17 protein-coding genes are annotated in these 18591 nt (G+C 72.1%); 11 read left to right on the top strand and 6 right to left on the bottom strand.

The window, feature by feature from the left end:
• The first annotated feature begins 8 nt into the window (after nt 1-8).
• The 5 genes from H4696_RS39085 to ribA are packed head-to-tail and all read left to right on the top strand — an operon-like array spanning nt 9 to nt 3957.
• The gene (locus H4696_RS39085; RefSeq protein ID WP_086857063.1) at nt 9-407 is read left to right on the top strand and encodes a 6-pyruvoyl trahydropterin synthase family protein; all 399 of its coding nucleotides are present in this window, start codon (nt 9-11) and stop codon (nt 405-407) included.
• On the top strand, nt 404-1471 hold the full coding sequence (locus H4696_RS39090) for a glycosyltransferase family 4 protein (protein WP_086857035.1): 1068 nt from the start codon (nt 404-406) through the stop codon (nt 1469-1471). The genes H4696_RS39085 and H4696_RS39090 overlap by 4 nt, the downstream gene beginning before the upstream one ends.
• The gene (locus H4696_RS39095) at nt 1468-2298 is read left to right on the top strand and encodes a methyltransferase domain-containing protein (RefSeq protein WP_086857036.1); all 831 of its coding nucleotides are present in this window, start codon (nt 1468-1470) and stop codon (nt 2296-2298) included. Before H4696_RS39090 ends, H4696_RS39095 begins: the two co-directional genes overlap by 4 nt.
• Nucleotides 2295-3293, top strand: coding sequence for a lysylphosphatidylglycerol synthase transmembrane domain-containing protein (locus tag H4696_RS39100; protein WP_086857037.1), 999 nt, complete (start codon nt 2295-2297; stop codon nt 3291-3293). The genes H4696_RS39095 and H4696_RS39100 overlap by 4 nt, the downstream gene beginning before the upstream one ends.
• A gap of 13 nt (nt 3294-3306) precedes the next feature.
• Nucleotides 3307-3957: a GTP cyclohydrolase II gene (gene ribA / locus H4696_RS39105; protein WP_169734847.1), complete on the top strand. Its 651-nt coding sequence runs from the start codon at nt 3307-3309 to the stop codon at nt 3955-3957.
• Here the strand turns inward: ribA and H4696_RS39110 are convergent.
• On the bottom strand, nt 3946-4644 hold the full coding sequence (locus H4696_RS39110; RefSeq protein WP_086857039.1) for a creatininase family protein: 699 nt from the start codon (nt 4642-4644) through the stop codon (nt 3946-3948). The genes ribA and H4696_RS39110 overlap by 12 nt on opposite strands.
• Nucleotides 4645-4673: 29 nt before the next feature.
• On the opposite strand from H4696_RS39110, the gene H4696_RS39115 reads away from it, so the two are divergent.
• The 4 genes from H4696_RS39115 (at nt 4674) to H4696_RS39130 (ending at nt 8787) form a co-directional block, all read left to right on the top strand.
• Complete coding sequence (locus H4696_RS39115) at nt 4674-5474, top strand: inositol monophosphatase family protein (RefSeq protein WP_086857040.1); 801 nt, start codon at nt 4674-4676, stop codon at nt 5472-5474.
• A gap of 137 nt (nt 5475-5611) precedes the next feature.
• On the top strand, nt 5612-7084 hold the full coding sequence (locus tag H4696_RS39120) for a serine/threonine-protein kinase (protein ID WP_086857041.1): 1473 nt from the start codon (nt 5612-5614) through the stop codon (nt 7082-7084).
• Nucleotides 7085-7167: 83 nt separating this feature from the next.
• The gene (locus H4696_RS39125) at nt 7168-8226 is read left to right on the top strand and encodes a glycosyltransferase (protein WP_086857042.1); all 1059 of its coding nucleotides are present in this window, start codon (nt 7168-7170) and stop codon (nt 8224-8226) included.
• 39 nt (nt 8227-8265) lie between these two features.
• Complete coding sequence (locus H4696_RS39130; protein ID WP_086857043.1) at nt 8266-8787, top strand: DUF4231 domain-containing protein; 522 nt, start codon at nt 8266-8268, stop codon at nt 8785-8787.
• A 9-nt stretch (nt 8788-8796) separates the two neighbouring features.
• On the opposite strand, the gene H4696_RS39135 is transcribed toward H4696_RS39130, so the two are convergent.
• The 4 genes from H4696_RS39135 to H4696_RS50420 form a co-directional block, all read right to left on the bottom strand.
• Entirely contained in the window at nt 8797-10557 is a 1761-nt protein-coding gene (locus H4696_RS39135; RefSeq protein WP_086857044.1) for an ATP-binding protein, read from the bottom strand.
• Nucleotides 10558-10700: 143 nt separating this feature from the next.
• Entirely contained in the window at nt 10701-13946 is a 3246-nt protein-coding gene (locus H4696_RS39140; RefSeq protein WP_086857045.1) for a GH92 family glycosyl hydrolase, read from the bottom strand.
• A gap of 147 nt (nt 13947-14093) precedes the next feature.
• On the bottom strand, nt 14094-14717 hold the full coding sequence (locus tag H4696_RS50415) for a response regulator (RefSeq protein ID WP_211299618.1): 624 nt from the start codon (nt 14715-14717) through the stop codon (nt 14094-14096).
• Nucleotides 14714-15799: a sensor histidine kinase gene (locus H4696_RS50420; protein WP_211299619.1), complete on the bottom strand. Its 1086-nt coding sequence runs from the start codon at nt 15797-15799 to the stop codon at nt 14714-14716. The genes H4696_RS50415 and H4696_RS50420 overlap by 4 nt, the downstream gene beginning before the upstream one ends.
• A 164-nt stretch (nt 15800-15963) precedes the next feature.
• On the opposite strand from H4696_RS50420, the gene H4696_RS39150 reads away from it, so the two are divergent.
• Nucleotides 15964-16479, top strand: coding sequence for a GlcG/HbpS family heme-binding protein (locus H4696_RS39150; RefSeq protein ID WP_086857046.1), 516 nt, complete (start codon nt 15964-15966; stop codon nt 16477-16479).
• 14 nt (nt 16480-16493) lie between these two features.
• Entirely contained in the window at nt 16494-17699 is a 1206-nt protein-coding gene (locus H4696_RS39155; RefSeq protein ID WP_086857047.1) for an amidohydrolase family protein, read from the top strand.
• Here H4696_RS39155 and H4696_RS39160 read toward each other — a convergent pair.
• Complete coding sequence (locus tag H4696_RS39160) at nt 17689-18537, bottom strand: LysR family transcriptional regulator (protein WP_086857048.1); 849 nt, start codon at nt 18535-18537, stop codon at nt 17689-17691. The genes H4696_RS39155 and H4696_RS39160 overlap by 11 nt on opposite strands.
• Nucleotides 18538-18591: the final 54 nt, after the last annotated feature.

Below are 18591 nucleotides of genomic sequence, written 5' to 3' on the forward strand. Positions count from 1 at the left end.
AGGTCTTGGTGTTCAGCATCACCGTCCGTGACCACATGATGGTCGCCCACAGCTTCCGCGGGGAAGTCTTCGGTCCCGCGCAACGCCTGCACGGCGCGACCTTCGTGGTGGATGCGACCTTCCGCCGCGCCGAGCTCGACGAGGACAACATCGTCGTCGACATCGGCAAGGCCACGGAAGAGCTCAAGGCGGTGCTGAGCGACCTGAACTACCGCAACCTCGACGACGAGCCGGAGTTCAAGGGCGTCAACACCTCCACCGAGTTCCTCGCGAAGGTCGTCGCCGACCGCCTCGCCGACGCCGTGCACGCCGGACGCCTCGGCGAAGGCGCGCGCGGCCTCGAAGGCATCGCCGTCTCGCTCAAGGAGTCGCACGTCGCCTGGGCGAGTTACGAGCGTGCGCTGTGACCGCGGTGTATGTGGTCCTCCCCGGGGACGTCGACGACGCGTCCGTCCCGAGCGGGGGCAACACCTACGACCGCCGGCTGTGCGACCGGCTGACCGCCGCCGGGCTCGACGTGCACGAGATCGCCGTCGCCGGTTCCTGGCCGCGGCCGGACACCGAGGCCCGCGCGGTCCTCGGCCACCTGCTCGCCGCGCTGCCCACCGGGTCCGCCGTGCTGCTCGACGGCCTGGTCGCGTGCGGCGTGCCCGAGGTTGTCGTCCCGCAGGCCCGGCGCCTGTCCCTCTCGGTGCTGGTGCACCTGCCGCTGGCCGACGAGACGGGGCTGCCGCCCGCGCTCGCCGCCGAGCTCGACGCGCTGGAGCGCGAGACGCTCCGGGCCGCGAGCTCGGTCGTGGCGACCAGCGAGTGGGCCGCGCGCCGGCTGACCGTCCACCACGGGCTGGCCCCGCACCGCGTGCACGCCGTGCCGCCTGGCGTCGACCCGGCACCGCCCGCCATCGGCACCGACGGGGTGTCCCGGCTGGTCTGCGTGGCCAACGTGACCCCGCGCAAGGGCCAGGGCGTGCTCGCCCAAGCGCTCGAAACCGTCGCCGACCTGCGCTGGACCTGCGAATGCGTCGGCGGGATCCGGCGCGAGACCAAGTACGTCGAGCGGTTGCGCGAGCACCGGCTCGGCGACCGCTTCACCCTCACCGGACCCCGCACCGGCGCGGCGCTCGAGGCGACCTACCACACCGCCGACCTGCTCGTGCTGCCTTCGCGCGCCGAGACGTACGGCATGGTCGTCACCGAAGCCCTCGCCCGCGGCGTGCCGGTGCTGGCCACCGCCGTCGACGCGCTGCCCGACACGCTCGGTGTCGCGCCCGACGGCTCGGTGCCCGGGATGCTCGTCCCCGGTGACGACGTCGAGGCGCTCGGGGCCGCGTTGCGCCGCTGGCTCACCGAGCCCGAGCTGCGGACGCGGCTGCGTGCCGCGGCGAAGCTGCGCCGCGAGACCCTGACCGGCTGGGACGACACCGCCCGCCGGATCGCCGACATCGTGCAGCGGCAGGAGGCGGCGGCATGACCGCGTTCGCGCCGGACTGGCTCTACCTGCGGGAACCCGCCGACGCCGCGGCCCGCGCCCCCGAACTCGTCGACACGCTGCGCGACAGCCTCGCCGGCGGCGAAGAGATCGTCATCCGCGACCTCGGCTGCGGCACCGGCTCGCTCGGCCGCTGGCTGGCCGGCCGGCTGCCCGGCGCCCAGCGCTGGATCCTGCACGACAACGACACCGCCCTGCTCGACCGCGCCCGCACCGGCTTGCCCGCCACCGCGCTCGACGGCAGCCCGATCGCCGTGGAGGCCGAGCGGCGGGACGTCACCGCGCTGCGCGCCGCCGACCTCGCCGGGACGTCGCTGGTCACCGCGTCCGCGCTGCTCGACCTGCTGACCAGGGACGAGGTCACGGCGCTGGCCACGGCCGTCGTCGAAGCGGGCTGCGCGGCGCTGCTGATGCTGTCGGTCACCGGCAAGGTGGAGCTCTCGCCCGCCGACCCGCTCGACCCGGCCATCTCGGCCGCGTTCAACGCCCACCAGCGGCGGCTGACCGGCGGCCGCCGGCTGCTCGGCCCGACCGCGGTGGACGTCGCCGCGACCGCGTTCGGCAGGCTCGGCGCCACGGTCGTCCGCGCGGAGAGCGCGTGGCGGCTCGGGCCGGACCAGGCGGAACTGCAGCGGCAGTGGCTCGAAGGCTGGGTCGGCGCCGCCGTCGAGCAGCTGCCCGAGCTGTGCCCGGTCACCGACGTCTACCTGCAGCGACGGCTCGAAATGGCCGCGGCCGGGGAGCTGCACGCGGTGGTCCACCACGGCGACCTGCTGGTCCTGCCGCCGAGCCTGGAGGCGGCGGCGTGAAGCGCGCACTGGCCTGGCTCCGGATCCTCGGCGCGGCAGGCATCCTCGCGGTGCTCGTCTGGCAGCTCGGCAGCGCCGCCTTCCTCGACGGCCTCGGCCGGATCAGCACGCCCGGCGTGCTCGCCGCGCTCGGCATCGGCTTCGCGACGACGCTGTTCAGCGCGGGGCGCTGGCAGATCGTCGCCACCCGGCTCGGCCTGCGGCTTTCGCTGCGCACCGCGGTCGCCGACTACTACCGCGCGCTGTTCCTCAACGGCGTGCTGCCCGCGGGCGTCCTCGGCGACGTCCACCGCGCGGTGCAGCACGGCCGCGACGCCGGCGACGTGCCGCGCGGCGTGCGCGCCGTCGTCCTGGAGCGGACCGCGGGCCAGCTCGTGCTGATCGCGTCCGCCGTGGGCGTCGTGCTCTTCGTCCCGGCCGCCGTGCCCGAGGCGTTCCGCGAGGTCGTGACGGTCACCGGTGTGGTCGTCGTGCTGGCCGCCGTCGCCGGGATCGTCGCCGGCCGGCTGTTCGGCGGGCGCTGGATCCACAGCCCGTCGAAGGTCCGGCGCGGCTTCGCCGTCACCCTGGCCGACCTGCGGCTCGGCCTGTTCACCCGCGAGACCTGGCCCGGCGTGGGCTTCCTGTCGGCCGCGACGCTGGCCGGGCACCTGGCGCTGTTCGTCGTCGCCGCCCGCGTCGCCGGGGTGGCCGCACCGGTCGGGCAGCTCGTGCCGCTGATGATCCTCGCGCTGCTCGCGATGGGTCTCCCGCTCAACATCGGCGGCTTCGGCCCGCGCGAGGGCGTCTGCGCCCTGCTCTTCGGCGCGGCCGGGCTCGGGGCCGCCCAAGGTGTCACCGTCGCTGTCGTCTACGGCGTGCTCACGCTCTTCGCGAGCCTGCCCGGCGCCGGCGTCCTGCTCGTCCGGAGCGTCGCCGGGGTGCGCCGGACGGCACTTTCACGTGAAAGTGCCGCACGACCAGCCCCGCACTTTCACGTGAAAGTGCGGGGTTAGAGAGGTGGAGAAGATGACAGCAAGCGACGTCATCGGGGACGTGCCGCACCGCCCTGTGGTGGAGCGGGTGGTCGACACCCGGCTGCCGACCCGGTACGGGACCTTCCGCGCGGTCGGCTACCTGGACGACACGGGTACCGAGCAGGTCGCGCTGGTGCACGGCGAGATCAGTGAGCTGGGGACGCTGACCCGCGTGCACAGCGAATGCCTGACCGGCGACGTCTTCGCCTCGATGCACTGCGAGTGCGGCGACCAGCTGGCGGCGGCGCTGGACCGGATCGTCGAGGAGGGCTCCGGCGTGCTGGTCTACGTCCAGGGCCACGAGGGCCGCGGCATCGGCCTGCTCGCGAAGCTGAAGGCGATGCGGCTGCAGGACGAAGGCCTCGACACGGTCGACGCGAACGTGGCGCTCGGCCTCCCGATCGACGCCCGCGACTACCACGCGGCGGCGGGCATCCTGCAGGACCTGGGCGTCCGGTCGGTGCGGCTGCTGTCGAACAACCCGGAGAAGGTCGAACAGCTGACGCGCTACGGAATCCGGATCAGCGAGCGGGTCCCGCTGCTGGTTCCGCCGAACCCGGAGAACCTGCGGTACCTCCGCACGAAGGCCGAGCGGATGGCTCACCTGCTCCCGCACCTGGACCAGGCTTTCTCAGGCGCCTAACGCGTCGAGCACGCCGGCGAACCGCTGGACCAGGGTGTCCAGCAGGACGTGCCCCTTGGCCGCGCTGGCCAGCGACGGACGGCCGACCACGCCCGACTCCGTGTACGCCCGCAGGCCCCGCGTCAGCAGGTGCTCCCGGTCGGTGAGGTGGTCGGCCGCCTCGTAGCCGGGCCGGACCAGGTGCGGGTGCGCGTGCAGCAGGAGCGACGTCTCCAGTTCGCCCGCGTGCATGTCGTCGTCCAGCGACGTCCGCAGGCCGGCCGCGGTGTGCGCCGCCTGCCAGTCCGCGACGCCGGGGAACAGCGCCATCGTGCCGCCCGCCTCCTGGACCACATTGGACAGTACGTAGTTGCCGCCGTGCCCGTTGACCAGCACGAGCCGGCCGACCCCGGACGCCGCGAGCGACTCGGCGACGTCGGTGACCACGGCGTGCAGCGTGCGGGCCGAGATGCTCACCGTGCCGGCCCACCCCGCGTGTTCGTGCGAGCACGAGATCGTGATCGGCGGCAGGTGGAGCACCGGGTACGCCTCGGCAACGGCCTTCGCGAGGGTCGCCGCGATCACCGCGTCGGTGGCCAGGGGGAGGTGCGCGCCGTGCTGCTCGAAGCTGCCCACCGGCAGCACCGCGACCGATGCCCGCCGCGCCTGCTCGTCGGCGGTGGTCGCGAGCGGGAACAGATCGGTCATGAGCGCGGCCCTTCTCTATGTTGGGTGGCATGACCGAGCATGCCGCACTGCTGGCCGTCGCGCGCGAAGCCGTGGCGAAGGCGACCGGGATCGTCCGGTCGCGCCCGACCTTTTCCGTTTCCGCGAAAGGCGATCGCGACCTGGTGACCGACGTCGACACCGCCGTCGAGGACGCGCTGCGGGAGTTCCTCGCCGCGGAAACCCCCGAAATCGGCTTCCTCGGCGAGGAGCGCGGCCGCAGCGGCGCGGACGGCGGGCGCTGGTGGGCCCTCGACCCGATCGACGGCACCGCGAACTTCGCCCGCGGGATTCCGCTCTGCGGGATTTCCCTGGCGCTGGTGGACGGCGAGCACAGCACGGTCGCCGCGATCGCCCTGCCGTACCTCGGAGTCACCTACACCGCCGCGCGCGGCGAAGGTGCTTTCGCGAACGGAGAGCGGGTCGGTGCGTCGCGCGCGACCGAGCTGTCCGACGCGATGATCGCGATGGGTGACTTCGCGATCGGCGAACTCGCCGAAGAGAAGAACCGCGCGCGGCTGTCGTTGCTGACCGACCTCGGCGCGCGGGCGCAGAAGATCCGGATGCTGGGCACCGCGGCGATCGACCTCTCCTGGGTCGCGGACGGAAAGCTCGACGCCGCACTGATCCTGTCCAACAACCCGTGGGACACCATGGCGGGTGTGCTGCTCGTGCGCGAGGCAGGCGGTGCCGTCGTCGACCGTGACGGCAGCGAGCACACGGTCGGTTCCGCGGCGACGATCGCCGTCGGCGCCGGGCTGCGCAAGGAGATCGTGGACGCACTTGATCGAGCGTTCGGGGTTGTTCGTTAGTATTCGGGGTATCCGGGTGGGCGGCGCCACAACGCGCGATTGCACTGCCCGCCCAAGGTTTTCGGTTAGGTTGGTACCGGTCGGCCGCCGCGGCTGGCATGCTGACCGGATCTCTCGGCCACTTCGGAGAATGGTGGATGCTCGTGGAAAGTCGCCGGATCCGCGATCGGTACCGGCTGCTCGAGCCGATCGGCGGCGGCGCGATGGGCACGGTGTGGCGAGCCCAGGACGAAAAGCTCGACCGCACCGTGGCGATCAAGGAACTCCTGCTGCCCCACGACCACGACGAGCACCGCACGGAAGAAGCGAAGAACCGCGCGATGCGCGAGGCGCGGATCGCCGCCCGGCTGCAGCATTCCCACGCGATCACCGTGTTCGCCGTCCTCGAAGAGGAGGACCGGCCGTGGTTGATCATGGAATACCTGCCGTCGAAGAGTTTCGCCGTCCTGGTCCGCGAGGAGCCGGCGACGGTGGACGACGCCATCCGCGTCGGCGCGCAGATCAGTTCCGCGCTGGCGGGCGCGCACCGCGTCGGAGTCGTGCACCGCGACGTGAAGCCGGCCAACATCCTGGTCGCCGAGGACGGAACGGCGAAGATCACCGACTTCGGCATCTCCCGCGCGATCGGTGACGTCAAGCTGACGGCCACCGGCGAGATCGCCGGCACGCCCGCGTACCTCGCGCCCGAAGTGGCCCGGGGTGAGGACGCGAGCTTCGCCGCCGACGTCTTCTCCCTCGGCGCGACGCTGTACGCGGCGGTCGAAGGGAAGCCGCCGTACGGCACGGCGGACAACCCGATCGCCTTGCTCTACAAGGCGTCCAGCGGCGAGATCGAGCCGCCGGAGAAGTCGGGCCGGCTGACGCCGCTGCTGCTGCGGATGCTCGCTTCCGACCCGGCCGAACGGCCGTCGATGGACGAGGTCGAGCGGGAGCTGGTCGCGCTGCTGCCGGACGCGGAGCCCGGCGAGTCGGTGCTCGCGGCGACGGTCCCCGAGACCGAACCGCCCGCGCTGCCGCCGGTGCCCGCCGCGGTCACCGTGCCCGCGGGCGAGGTCGCCGCGGTGTCCCCGGGCGCGCGCAGGGGCATGATCGCCGTCGGGGCGGGCGCGGCGCTGCTGTGCGTCGCGGTCGTGGTGGCGATCCTGCTGGTCGTGCGCCAGAAGCCGCCGGCCGACAACGCGGCACCGCAAGCGTCGGTACCGCCGCCCACCTCGGCTTCGGGCACCCCGTCGGCGGCCCCGCCCCCGGCGCCGACGTCCACGTCGGAAACACCCACCACGACGGCCCCGCCCACCTCGACGCCGGTGTCGAGCGTGGCTTCGACGAAGACCGCGGCCGAAGCCCTCAGCGCCTACTACGCGTTGCTCCCGAACAACACAGCGGAGGCGTGGAACCTGCTCACGGAACGCTTCAAGGCGTCGCGCAAGCAGACGCTGGCGACCTACCAGAGTTTCTGGCGCCAGTACAAGTCGGTGACGGCGGACAGCGTGCGGGAGATCAGCCCCGGCCGGGTCACCGCGCGCGTCCTCTACGACGGCGGCAAGCCGGAGACCGACACGTTCACCTTGGTCCAGGAAGGCGGCGTCTGGAAGATCGACGCCCAGAGCTGAACCTTCCCGGCTCCGGCCGCGTGTGACGGATGAGGCGTCCGTCGATCCACGCTGGAGGTTGAGCGATGAGGCCTGCCGACCCGATGGTGTTCATCCTCCCGGCCGCCCCACCGGGTTCCGACACGTACGACAAGCGCATGTGCCAGAACCTGCCCGCCGTCGGGCAGCCGGTGCTCGAACTGCCGATCGCCGGCCACTGGCCGGAGCCCGACGCGACGTCGAGACGCCGGCTCGCGCGGTCGCTGGCCGCGTTGCCCGACCGGACGGTGGTGCTGCTCGACGGCATGATCGCCTCGGGCGTCCCGGAGATCGTCGTCCCGCACGCGCGGCGGCTGCGGCTGGCCGTGCTGGTGCACCAGGCACTGGCCGACGAGCCCGGCCTCGACCCGGCGCACGCCGCGGAGCTCGACGCGTGCGAGCGCGAGACGCTGCGGATGGCCGGGATGGTCGTCGCGACCAGCCCGTGGCTCGCCCGGCTGCTGATCGACCGCCACGACCTGGACCCCGGCCGCGTCTACGTCGCGAAGCCCGGCACCGACGCGGCCCCGCTCGCGGCGGGCGCCGACGGCGTGTCCCGGCTGCTCTGCGTCGGCGACGTGACCCGCCGCAACGGCCAGGACGTGCTGGTCCAGGCCCTCGGCGAAGTCGACCACCTCGCGCTGTCGTGCGTCTTCACCGGCTCGCTGGAGGTAGACCCGGCATACGTCGACGAGCTGCGCTGGTCGATCGAGCGCCTCGGCCTCGGCGGCCGGATCACCCTGGCCGGCGACGCGGTCGACCTCGGCGCCGCCTACAACGCGGCGGACCTCCTGGTCATCCCGTCCCGCGCGGCGACGTCCGGAATGTCCGTCGCGCAGGCGCTGGCCCGCGGCATCCCCGTGCTGGCGACCGAGGTCGGCGGCGTGTACGACGCACTCGGCGTCGACGCGGACGGCGAGGTCCCGGGCCTGCTGGTGGAGCCGGACGACCCGTTCTCGCTCGCGGACGCGCTGCACCGCTGGTACGCCGACCCGGAACTGCGCCGCTCCCTGCGCACGGCGGCGCTGGGCCGCGGCAGTGCGTTGGAAGAGTGGGACGTCGCCGCGCGGCGGTTGACGCACGTGCTCTCGCGGCTGGCGTCGGAGCCCCGCATCGTCGCCTGAGGCTTGCCGGGGCGGGCGGCCCTCCGCCAACCTGACGCGATGTCGTCCCTTGATTCCGAACGCGGCTTCCTCGAAGTCGCCGGGCGCGAGCCGGACCGCCCGCTGCGCGACCAGCTCCTGGGCTTCCGCGACCTCGTGTCGGCGGACATGGACTGGGCCGACAGCCGCAAACGCCGCTTCCGGCGGCGCGCATCGGTCATCCGCGTGGCCGCGCTCCTGCTCACCGCGGTGTCGACGGTGGTGCTCGGCATCCAGGAGATCCCGGCGCGCGCGTCGATCGCCCTGCCGATGGTGGCGCTGGTGACGGTGCTCGGCGGCCTCGAGACGTTCTTCAACTGGCGGTCGCGGTGGGTGCTGATGGAGGAGACCCGCTACAACCTCAACCGGATCCGCGACGAGATGGACTACTACCTGGTCGGCACGCCGACGGCGGAGCTGAGCCGCGCGCGGCTGCAGGAGTTCTTCGACCGGCACCAGGTGACTTGGGCCGATGCGAGCCGGCAGTGGGTGGAGTTCCGGCGCCTCGACCGGCCACCGCAGTCACCTGAGATCCGGGGGTGAGGCGGGACCTCAGCCCTCACCGTCTTCGCCCAGCGCGATCTTGCCGGTGCGGCGATACCGGGTCGCCGGGTTCCGCACGTTCTCTTCCGTCGCTTCCACGAGACCTTCGCCGCGGAGGATGCGAAGCCACCGCGCCACGGTCTGGTCGGTGAGCCCGGTGGCCGCGGCCAGCTCGAGCCGCGATCGCTCTCCTCGGCTCAGTGCGCTCAAGATCTCCTGACGGCGGTCTGCCCGCCGAGCACCCGAAGCAGGGCCCGCGCCGGACGACCGCAGTAGCGCGGGGGCGAGCCGATAGCGCGCCCAGCGCCGGTTCCCGGTCTGCACCACCAGCTCGCGAGCGATCAGATCGCGCAGCTCCTGGGTTGCCACGCGGGAGTCGACTCGGGTCTCCGCCCGGTAGGTCTGGTTGTCGAGGTGGCCGCCGTCCCGGAGGATCGCGAGGCCGACGCACTGGCTCTCGGACAGACCGTGCTCACCCAGCGAGGTGAGCCACTCGACGGTCTCTTCCCCGAGTAGCGTGTGGTTCGGGAACGTGACGCTGAACGTGCTGACACGGTTCTTGAACTCGGGCAAGCTCATCCGCGCCGCGCGAAGGGCGTTGATCATCGTCCGGATCCCCGAGCCGCGATTCTCGCAGATGGCGTGCGTACCTCCCGGCAGCGGCACGTCTTCGAGGATGCGGAGGAGAGTGGCGTTCCTCGCCGACGAGATGCCCTCCTCGCCGAGCCGGTCTTCGGTCACCGGTCCGAAGAGCCCGCCGGGATTCCGGACGGTGAGCCGATCCGGGTACATCTCGACCTGTACCTGCGTACCCCGTGCTTCGGGCGAGAGGTCACGGTGGACGAGCGCGTTTACGATGGCTTCGCGCAACGCCGCCTCGGGGTACTGCCAGACGTCCGCGCGGCCGGCTCCGCGCACGACCGAACGCCGGGTCATGTTCTTTCGCACGGCGAGGAGCGCGTCGCGGACGATCACCGGGATCGGCCCCTCGGCCACGACGTTGTCGACGAAGCGCTCGCCGGTCGCGGTGTCGGAGCCGTCGGCGGTCGGGTAGTGGACGAAGGTCAGCATCAGCTGCGGGAAGTGCTCCTGCGGGTAGCTGCCGAGCGCGAGCAGACCACCCACGCCGGCAACGACGGCGCCGTCGTCTGCCACGACCAAAGCCTTGGCTCGCTTGAGCGCGGGGACGTCGTCGAGTTCGCCGAACGCGTAGGGGCGGCGGGTGCGCAGCCTGGTCAGGAACGCTGTCACCAGAGTCGCATCGAGGTCGGCGAGGCCAGTGCCGGGAACGGGGGCCTCGTCTTCACGCGGCTGGCCCCGGTTCGCCAAAAGGAGCTGGACCTCGTAGCTGGTGAGCTTGCGGTCCCCGTCACCGACCCGGACGAAGCTCCCTTGGCTCATTCCCGCGCCACGGCTGAAGCACGGTTTGAGATGCGGAGGCAATTCCGGAACCTCGGCGACCAGGACGCTCGTGCCTTCGAAGTCGTGGATGCCGATGTGGGGCCGCACCGGCGGTTCGACGTCGGCCGCGCACATGGCGGCGAGGTCCGACGACATCTTCGCCGGGTCGGCCAGCCCCGTCGCCGTGAAGCCCGAACGCTCGTCCAGGCCGAGGATCAGCGTGCCGCCGCGGGTGTTCGCGAACGCCACGACGGTGTCGCGCGCCGAGCGCGGCAGCCCACCCGCCGCTCGTTTGACCTCGACGTCGGACACGTCGCTGCCGAGCAGCCGAAGGTTCTCGACGATCTCGGCGAGCTCTTCATCCTGCACCTGTGCTCCATCGCTTCGGCGACATGCTAGTTGGCATGTTAGTTGACATGCTAGTTAACATGCTACGCCGGGTGATGAATGAGTACAGAAAGTGGTCGTGAGTGGTGAGCCGGGCCGGAACCCGGCTCACCACCCACCACCGATCACGCCAGGGTGAGCGCGTAAATCTCCACCCTCGGGTCGTTCGGCAGGCTCACCGACTGCACGGTCTTCCCGCCATCCAACCCGGCCGAAATCCCGAACAACCGCACCGGCGGCCCGTCGACACCGCTGCCCGCCTTGATCCGGTGCGGCATCTCGAGCACGACCGGCGAACCCGACCCCGCCCAGTCCCCGAAGGTCACCGCCAGGTCGGCGCTCGTCCCGTCGGTGTAGTGCGCGGTCAGCGTCGTCGACACCGGCCCGTTGTGCGACGCCCCGACCAGCTTCAACGCGCCGTGCTGCCCGGCAGGCAGCAACAGCGACTGCCCCCGGGCCTCCACGAAGTTGGGCGAAGTCCCCGAAGCGTCCGGAGCCGCGTAGGTGACGCCGTCCCACACCGCCGGGCCCGCCGCCGGCAGTAGGGAAGCGTCGTAGCTCCAGCCGCCGCCGTCGAAGTTGCCCTCCGTGGACGCCGCCACCGTGGCCGTGCCGTCGTGGTTGAGGTCACGGGAAAGGTCGACCGCGCACTGCGCGCCGGAAGACGCGCACACCGAAGGCGTCCGGACCTCGACCGTCGCCGAGCGCGAAACGCTGTTCGCGCCCAGCCCGGTCACCTTCACCTCCACCGGGTACGTCCCCGGCGCGGTCCCGGCCGGCACCGAAACCGTGATCGGCACCGTCTTCTGCACCGGGAGCCGGCCCGACCAGATCAGCTGCAACGGCTGGACCTGCGCCCGCCAGCCCGGTGCGGACACCGAAACCGTCACCGGTTGCAGCGCCGGGTTCTGCGCCAGCACGTCCAGGTCGAGGTGCACCTGCTGCGCCGCCCCCGCCGGGATCACCACGGACGTCTGCCGCAGCGACGCGTCGACGTGCCGCCGCGAGTCACCGGCCGCGGTGTTCACCGACGGCGGCGTCGCGCCCGGCGACGTTCCCCAAGCGGAAGGCCGCGACCCCAGCTTGTGCGAGAGCGTCCCGCCGTGGGCCAGCGCGGACCAGTCCAACGACGTCTGCCGGACGTCACGGCCATTCAGCGACACGCTCTGGATGTACCGGTTCGCGTCAGAAGCCCCCGGCGCCGACACCGTCAGCGTCCCGCCCTGCGACCGCCCGTACTGTCCGATCCGGACGGTCGCCGACTCGAACTGCGGGCTCGACACCGCGAGGAAGTTCGCGCCGCTCATCGTCGGGTACAGGCCGAGCGACGAGAAGACGTACCAGGCGGACATCGTGCCGAGGTCGTCGTTGCCGGTCATGCCGTCGGGGCCGGTGGTGAACAGCGTCATCGCCGCGCGGACGACGGTCGCCGTCTTCGCCGGCGCGCCGACCCAGTTGTACATGTAGGGCGCGAGCAGGTCGGGTTCGTTGTTCGGGTTGTAGGTCGCCTTGCCGTAGTAGTCGTATGGGCTCGCGATCCAGTCCTTCCGCGCGGTCCCCGCGGGGTCCTTCAGAAGGTTGCCGTACGCGAAGAAGGAGTCGAGCCGCTTCTCCGTCGACGTGCGCCCGCCCATCAGCGAGACGAGCCCGGCCGGGTCCTGCGGCACGAGCCACTGGTACTGGTAGGCGCCGCCTTCGTGGAACTGGTGGTCGGCGTCGACCGGGTTGTACGGCGTGAGGAACGTGCCCTCGGCGGTGCGCGGGCGGAACTGCTGGATCGAGGAGTCCCACAGATTGCGATACCACTGGCCGCGGTCGGTGAACAGCTTCGCGTCGGCGCTGTGCCCGAGCCCGCGGGCCATCAGTGCCAGCGCCGCGTCGGCCGCCGAGTACTCCATGGTCGCCGACGCCGGGTGCTCGCAGTCGTTGTCGCCGCCCTTGGCCGCGCAGTCCTTGCCCAGTTCCAGACCGCTGGGGATGTAACCGCGGTCGTTGTAGTAGTTCACGCCGGAGCGGCCGTTGTACGGCGAATCGGCGGGCGGCGTGCTCGTCGCGTTCTTCTTGAGCAGCGCGTACGCCTCTTCCTCGTGCCCGGCGAGCAGGCCCTTCGACCACGCCTCGACGAGGAACGGCGTCACCGGGTCGCCGGTCATGATGTTGGTTTCGCTCTCGGCCAGCGCCCAGCGCGGCAGCCACCCGCCGTCCCGTCCGATCGCGACGACCGACAGCGCGACGTCCCGCGCGACCTGCGGCTCGAGCATTTCGAGCAGCTGGTTCTGCGGCCGGTAGGTGTCCCACAGCGAGAAGTTCTGGTACGGCGTGTAACCGCTCGCGGCGTGCACCTTGCCGTCGAAACCGGTGTACGCGCCATCGGTGTCGCCGGCCAGGTTCGGGTGCAGCTGCGCGTGGTAGAGCGCGGTGTAGAACGCCGTCTGCCGGTCGGCCGTCCCGCCGGCGATCTTGATCGCGCCGAGCCGGTCGGCCCACTGCTGGTGCAGCGCGGCCCGCGTCGCGTCGAAGTCGTAGCTGTCCGACGTCTCCGCGGCGAGGTTCTTCCGCGCGCCGTCGAGCCCGGTGTAGGACAGGCCGACCTTGAGCACGACGTCGTGGTCGGTGCTCGCGTCGAAGCTGGCCCAGGCGCCGTTGCCGCCGGTGCCCGCGGCGTCGCGGCTGCCCGGCGTGCGCGTCGCATCGCGCCAGGTGCCGAACGAGCTGAACGGCCGGTCGAAGGTGGCGGTGAAGTAGACGGTGTGCTCGTCGTGCCCGGCGCAGAACCCGCCCGCGCGGACCCGGCCTTCGAGCGTCCGGTCACCGACGACGTGGATTTCGGAGTCCTTGACGGACTGGTTGGCCTGGCCGGTGTTGAACAGGACGTTCGCCTGGCCAGTCGAGGGGAAGGTGTAGCGCTGCCAGCCGGTGCGCGCGGTCGCCGTCAGCTCGGCGTTCACGCCGTACTTCTTCAGGCCGACGCGGTAGTAGCCGGGCTCGGCGTGCTCGTCGTCGTGGCTGTACTCGGACTTGTAGGCGTTCTTGTCGACGGTGTCGACGGCGCCGGTGGTCGGCATGATCGGCAGCTCGCCCATCACGCCGCAGCCGACGCCGGACAGGTGCGTCTGGCTGAAGCCGTAGATCGCGTTCTGCAGGTAGTCGTAGCCGCCCTGACCACCGGTGTCCGGGCTGACCTGCACCATGCCGAAGGGCGCGCTCGCGCCGGGGAACGTGTTGCCGAAGTTCTGCGTGCCGACGAACGGGTTGACCAGGCCGACCGGATCGGCGGCGGCCGGGGCGGCCTGCGCCACGGCGGGGGCCAGGCCGGCGACCACCACCCCCGCGGCCACCGCGGCGGCCAGCCGTCTGCTCTGCGACCACATGGGCGCACCTCCAGGAGATGACAACGTTGTCAAACGTCGACCGGCGGTCAGGCCCGCGGTCGGTGAGCAACCTTGCCACCTGGATGCGGCTTTTGGAAGACCACAACCGGCCGCTTCGCGTACCTGTCCCTTGTGGACAAAGCCCGATCAGTCCAGCAGCCGCTGTTCCTTGGCGACCGCGACCGCGCCGCTCCGGGTGTCGACTTCGAGCTTGGCGTAGATCCGGCTCAGGTGCGTCTTGACCGTCGCCTCGCTGATGAACAGCGCGCGGGCGATCTCGCGGTTGCCGAGTCCCTCGGCCAGGCGGCGCAGGATGTCCAGTTCCCGCGCGGTCAACGTGGGCCGCGGGGCGCGCAGCCGCGCCATCATCCGGTCGGCGACCGGCGGGGACACCGCCGTCCGCCCGGCCGCGGCCGCTTCGATCGCCGTGTAGAGCTCGGTGGCGGACCCGGCTTTCAGCAGGTAGCCGGTGGCCCCGGCGGCGATCGCGCGGCTGATGTCCGCGTCGGTGTCGTACGTCGTCAGCACGAGGATCCGGGGCGCGCCGGGGGTGCTCCGGATCCGGCGGGTGGCCTCGATCCCGTCGATGCCGGTGCCGAGCTGGATGTCCATCAGGACGACGTCGGGGTGCACGGCGGCGGCGGTCGCGACGGCCTCCTCCCCGCTCGCCGTCTCGGCGACGACCTCGATGCCGTCCGCGCCCGCCAGCAGGGCACGCAGGCCGGCGCGGACGACGGTGTGGTCGTCGCAGATCAGGACGCGGATGGTCACTGCGTTGCCTCCACCGGGATCGCGGCCGAAACCACCGTGCCCTGGCCGGGCTCGGACTCCACGGTCAGCTTGCCACCGAGCTGCTGCGCCCGGACCCGCATGGCGGGCAGCCCGTGTCCCCGGTCGGCTTCGGGTGCCCGCTCGGCGAACCCCCGCCCGTCGTCGGCGACGTCCAGCACGACCTGGTCGTCGAGGTAGGTGAGGGTGAGCACGACGCTGGCCGCCTCGGCGTGCTCGCGCGCGTTCGCCAGCGCGCCCTGGGCGATCCGGACCACAGTGGACTGGACGCGCTCGGGCAGCTCCCGCTCGTCGCCGTCGATGCGGACCGCCACCGGCAGCCCGGCCCGGCCGGCGACCGCGCGCAACGCCTCTTCGAGCGTGGCGCCGGCGAGGTCGGCGGGCGCGAGGTCCTGCACGAGCCGCCGCGCTTCCGAGAGGTTGCCCGCGCCGACGCGCTGCGCGGCACGCAGGTGCTCGCGGGCCAGCTCGGGCCGGTCCCACGCCTGGTCGGCGGCCTGCAGCAGCATCGCCTGGCTGGACAGGCCCTGCGCGAGGGCGTCGTGGAGCTCCCGGGACACGCGGTGGCGTTCGGCGAGCACGCCGGCGCGGCGCTCGGATTCGCGCAGCCGCTCGGCCTGCCGCCGCATGAAGGTGATCACCGCGGCGGTGACCGCGGCGATGGCGATCGGCACGATGGTCAGGTTCGGGTCGAAGTCGTCGGCCAGCCGGTTCTGCGACACGACGACCAGCGCGGTGATCACGCCGACGAGGGCGAGCGCCTGCCCGGTCGGCAGCGTCCGCAGGCCGGTGACCAGCAAGGGGATCGCCGACCAGGCGAAGCTGGGGGCGAGCACCACCAGCACGATCCAGAGCGCCAGGACGACGGTCAGCCAGACGAGGTGCTGCCGGAGGAGCAAGCCGGCGCCGTACGCGACGACCAGCGCCGCGGTGAACCCGATCACCCACGGTTCCAGGGGAGTGCCTTCGTGGCGGGTCAGGAACCGCACCGCCGAGGCGAGCACCAGCAGGAGGAACGCCGAGTGCATGACGGCGGCGAGCCACCGCGTGTCGGCTTCTGCCATGCCTTCCATGGTGGTTCCTCCCGTCTCCAGCACCAGCGTCGGCCGGCCCGAATGCTCGCGCATCAGCCGATCGGATGACCCCGGTGTCGGCCGGGCCGCCGACGAGAAACCCCTGGTCGCGGGCTGAAGCTGGAGTCATCGAACCCCGACCCGAGGAGCAGACCATGATCTCGACCCGCACCCGCATCGCCGCCGCCGTCGCCGGCCTCGCCGCGGTCGGCGCCACCACCGTCGGCGCCGTCTCGGCCACCGCGGCCCCGGCCGGCGGAAAGGACGTCGTCCAGACCTCGCACCTGTCGATCGCGGCCGCTTCGAAGGCCGCCCAGGCCGCGCTGGACGCCGCCACCAAGGCCGGCCAGCACGTGTCGGTCGCCGTGGTGGACCGCGACGGCAACACCGTCCTGACCCTGCGCGGCGACGGCGCGGGTCCGCAGTCCTACAGCTCGGCGCAGCAGAAGGCGTTCACGGCGGTCTCGTGGAACGCGAAGACGTCCGAACTGGCCGGCCGTCTCCAGCAGGCCCCGACCCTGAAGGACATCGACGGCACGCTGTTCCTGGCCGGCGCCGTCCCGGTGACCGCCGGCAGCACCCCGATCGCCGCGGTCGGCGTCGCCGGTGCGCCCTCCGGCGCGCAGGACGAGACGTTCGCCCAGGCCGGCGTGGACGCGCTCGGCAAGTGACTAGCGTGGCTCCCATGTGGATCCGAGATGTCCGGCCCTGGGGCGGCGAACGCAGTGACGTCGAGCTGAACGGCGACCGGATCGCGGCGGTCCGCCCGCACGATCCGGCGCCGGTCCCCGGCGCGGTCGAAGGCCGGGGCCGCCTGCTGTTCCCGGCGTTCAGCGACGTCCACGTGCACCTCGACTCGACGCGCATCGGGCTGCCGTTCCGGCCGCACACCGGCGGTCCCGGCGTCTGGGCGATGATGACGAACGACCGGGAGAACTGGCGCTCGGCGGAGGTCCCGCTGCCCGAGCGGGTGGCGGGCACGCTGGAGCGGATGATCGCCAACGGCACCACTCGGGTCCGCAGCTACGCGCAGGTGGACGTCGACTGCGGGCTGGAAAAGCTCGACGCCGTGCTCGCCGCTCGCGAGAAGTTCGCGGACCAGGCCGAAGTGCACGTCATGGCGTTCGCGCAGGCGGGCATCCTGCGGGAGCCGGGCACGCTCGACGTCCTCGACGCGGCCATGCGGTCCGGCGCGACGGTGATCGGCGGCATCGATCCGTGCACTGTGGACCGTGATCCCAAGGGACACCTGGACGCGGTCTTCGGCCTGGCCGAGAAGCACCAGGCGGAGATCGACATCCACCTCCACGAGCCCGGCCACCTCGGCCTGTTCTCGACGGACCTGGTGCTCGACCGCGTCCGGGCGCTCGACATGCGGGGCAAGGTCACGATGTCCCACGCCTACGACCTCGGCTCGATCTCCGAATCGGTCAGCCGCCGGGTGATCGACGACTTCGCCGAGCTGGACATCGCGATGACGACGGTGGCGCCGTCCGCCGCCGGGCAACTGTCCCTTTTGGACCTCGTGGCCGCCGGCGTGCGGATCGGGCTCGGCGAGGACGGCCAGCGCGATTACTGGAGCCCGTACGGCAACTGCGATCTGCTGGACCGGACCTGGCAGCTGGCGTTCACCCGCGGGTTCCGCCGCGACGCGGACATCGAGCTGGCGCTGGCGGTCGCCACGATGGGCGGCGCGTCGATCATGAGCCACGACGTCCCCCGCCTCGCCGGCGTCGACGACCGGCCGGGCCTGGCCGCCGGCGACCGCGCGGACCTGGTGCTGGTCGACGGGGAAACTCCGACCAGCGCGGTGATGGACCGCGGCCGCGACCGGACCGTGCTGCACGACGGCGTCGTGGTGGCCGACGGGCTCGAGGTGCTCAAGCCCTGAGGCGGCCGGCGGTGGCGAGCAACGCGGCGACGTTCGGCTTGTGCTCGTCCCGCTTGCGCCAGGTCATGGTGACGGCGGTCGTCTCCCCGGCGAGGGGAACGGCGACCGCGCCACCGTGGCCGGCCAGCGCGGGCACGAGCCCGCACCCCATCCCGGCGGCCACGCACCGCCCGAGCGCGGCGAGGCTGCCGACTTCGGTTTCGACGACCGGCCCGTCGAGCCGGTCCAGCATTTCCCGGAAGCCGCACCCCTTCGGCGTGGCGAGGAACCCGACCCCGCGCAGATCGCCGGGCCGGATCTCTTCCTTGTCCGCCAACGGGTGTCCGGGTGGGACGAGGACGACGAGCGGTTCTTCCCCGAGGGTTTCACTCGCGAACGCGGGGTCGGCCGGCGGGCTGCCGAAGGTGAAGCAAACGTCCACTTCGGACTGCCGCACCGACTGGTACAGCTCGCCGCGGCCGCCTTCGGTCAGCGTCAGCTTCACCCGAGGCCACTTGTTCCGGTATTCGCTGAAGATTTGCGGGATCCAGTGCGCGCACAGGGTTTCCAGCGCGCCGACGGTCAGCTCGCCTTCGGGCTCGCCCCGGTTTTCCTCGACCGCGGCCCTGGCTTCCTCGGCGAGGGACAGCATCCGGTCGGCGTAGCCGATCAGGCGTTCCCCGGCGGCCGTGAGCCGCAGCTGCCGCCCGCGGTCGAACAGCTTCGACCCGAGTTCCGCTTCCAGCGCCTGGATTTGTTCGGTGACGCTGGACTGCGCGTAGTGCAGTTCCCCGGCGGCGCGGGTGAAGTTGAGCGTCCGCGCGACCACGCGGAAGGTGCGCAGGTGGCGCAGTTCCATGGCATCCCCCATCGGAGTTCCCGATACCCGCCATCGTAACTCCCTGCTTCCGCC

It is taken from the genome of Amycolatopsis lexingtonensis (genome assembly GCF_014873755.1).
Lineage (GTDB): Bacteria > Actinomycetota > Actinomycetes > Mycobacteriales > Pseudonocardiaceae > Amycolatopsis > Amycolatopsis lexingtonensis.